At 57.3% G+C, this 2,235-nt stretch carries 2 protein-coding genes; both read right to left on the bottom strand.

The window, feature by feature from the left end; all coding sequences use genetic code 11:
• The coding region (locus EOL86_14000; GenBank protein NCD26686.1) for a chemotaxis protein CheB at positions 1-1,760 on the bottom strand (1,760 nt) is incomplete at its 3' end.
• 152 nt (positions 1,761-1,912) lie between these two features.
• Positions 1,913-2,235: nucleoside:proton symporter (locus tag EOL86_13995; protein ID NCD26685.1), on the bottom strand; the 323-nt coding region annotated here is incomplete at its 5' end.

Here is a 2,235-nt window from a genome sequence, read left to right as displayed (position 1 = left end):
TCAAAACGAAGTCCTTCCCGAGCCATGGCGTGGATGTTCCAATTGACCTTGCCTGCAGGCGGTTCAAGATATTTTCCCGTCCTGCCACTGATGTAGAGGATATCCCCCTTGTTGTTGACCAGCACGGCGGGAGGTGAAAAGTGTTGCAACAGCACCTGATCCGCCAGGGACTGGATGTTGGCCGCCGGTTTGAGCATTGTGGTCTCCTGTGAAATATCAGGCAAAACCGGGAAGAATGAAGGCTGGAATGCAATCTTCGCGGCCGTCAGGATTGATTCGCGTCGTCTGAACAGCCTCGATTTGCTGTCTATCGGAGTAAAGAGATCGATGCTGGAGTTGATCGATTCCGAGCTTCCCAAAAACAGAACCCCGTCGGGGTTCAAGCTGTAATGAAAAAGCGACACCAGCTTCTGCTGCAATTCGGGCGCGAGATAGATCAAGAGGTTGCGACAGATGAGGATGTCAAGCCTAGTGAACGGTGCGTCCATGATGACATTCTGTGTGGCGAAGGTGACCATTTCCCGGATATCCGTGCCGACACGATAGCCGTGTCCGTCACGAACGAAAAATCGATCCAGACGTTCGCCGGAAACATCCGCGGCAATACTTGGCGGGTAGAGACCGTGGCGGGCTTTGTCGATGGCGTCCTTGTCCAGGTCGGTGGCAAAGATACGCAGCTTGATTCCCGATTCCGGCGCCAATTGGGCCACGGTTTCCTTGAAGATCATGGCCAGCGAATAGGCTTCCTCCCCCGTGGAGCAGCCCGGTGTCCAGGCCCGCAGGATGCCATTCGGCGGACACGCCTTCAGCAGAAGCGGAAGGGCTTGTTTTTGCAGATGCTCCCAGGCCCCTGGATCGCGAAAAAAGCTGGTCACTCCGATCAGAAGCTCCCTGAATAAAATCTCGGTTTCCTGGGAATTTTCCTGCAGAAAACGGACATAGGACATGATCCGATCGATCTGGTGAATGCTCATGCGCCGTTCGATGCGGCGGTACAAGGTGTTTTTCTTGTACTGGGAAAAGTCATGGCCGGTCTTCGCGCGCAGCAGAAGGATGATTTTTTCGAGGCCACTTTGGGTTTTCTCCTCAAGAGGGGGGGAAAACAAGGCGACAACCCGCGCACGACTCATCAAGTCGAGGAGCTTTGCAGGCAATTCTTCCACCGGAGCCACGAGATCGGCCAGCCCGGCATTGATGACGTTTCTGGGCATACTGTCGAATTTGGCCGAGGAGGGGTCCTGCGCCAGGGCCAGCCCCGCTTTTTCCTTGATGGCCCGGAGTCCCAACGTGCCATCGGAGCCCATGCCGGACAGGATGACTCCGATGCCGTGCTCTTGCTGGTCTTCGGCCAACGAGCGGAAGAAAAAGTCGATGGGCAGGCGCAGGCCGCGAGGGGCGGCCGGTTTGAACAAACGCAGCACACCATGCAGGATGGACATGTCGCGGTTGGGCGGGATCACGTACACGCGGTCCGCCTTGACCGCCATCCTGTCCCTGACCTGCTGCACCGGCATCGTGGTGGCGCGTTGCAGCAGTTCCGGTAGGAGGCCCTTGTGCGTCGGATCGAGGTGCTGGATGATGACAAAGGCCAGTCCGCTTTTTTCAGGCACGTGCCGCAAAAATTGCTCCAGGGCTTCCAGCCCTCCGGCGGAAGCTCCAACCCCGACAATGGAGAACGCGGAGTTCACGGGTTTTATCACTGGCGGCGCGGATTCGGGATTCGAGTTTGGTGAATCGTCACGTTTGGATTTGAACTTCATGATCATATCAACCTTCATCTCGACGTTCTGGGTTATGTCATTACCAAATCAAAGCGATAATTTCAAAAGGCATGGATTGTTTTGTCGAAGAGAGCTGCTTCCCACCCGTCTGAACCGCCGTGTCCGCCGAATGACGGATCTCGGGCGTTTTTTTACCACAATACGCCGATCACGGCACCCGTCATCATCGTGGCCAGCACCCCGGCCACGATGGAACGCGGCCCCAGTTCGACGATTTCGGCGGATCGCTCCGGGGCGAGGTTGGTCAGGCCGCCGATGAGGATGCCCAGGCTGCCGATATTGGCGAAGCCGCACATGGCGTAGGTCATGATGGCGAGACTGCGGCGGGACAGGGTCTCGGCTGGCAGGGCCGCCATGTCCAGATAGGCCAGAAGCTCGTTGAGCACGATCTTGGTGCCCATCAGCTCTCCGGCCGCGTGGGCTTCGGACCAGGGAATCCCGGTCAGCCAGACCA

It is taken from the genome of Deltaproteobacteria bacterium (genome assembly GCA_009930495.1).
Classification (GTDB): Bacteria; Desulfobacterota; Desulfovibrionia; order Desulfovibrionales; family Desulfomicrobiaceae; genus Desulfomicrobium.
This window is presented reverse-complemented; position numbering and strand designations above follow the sequence as displayed.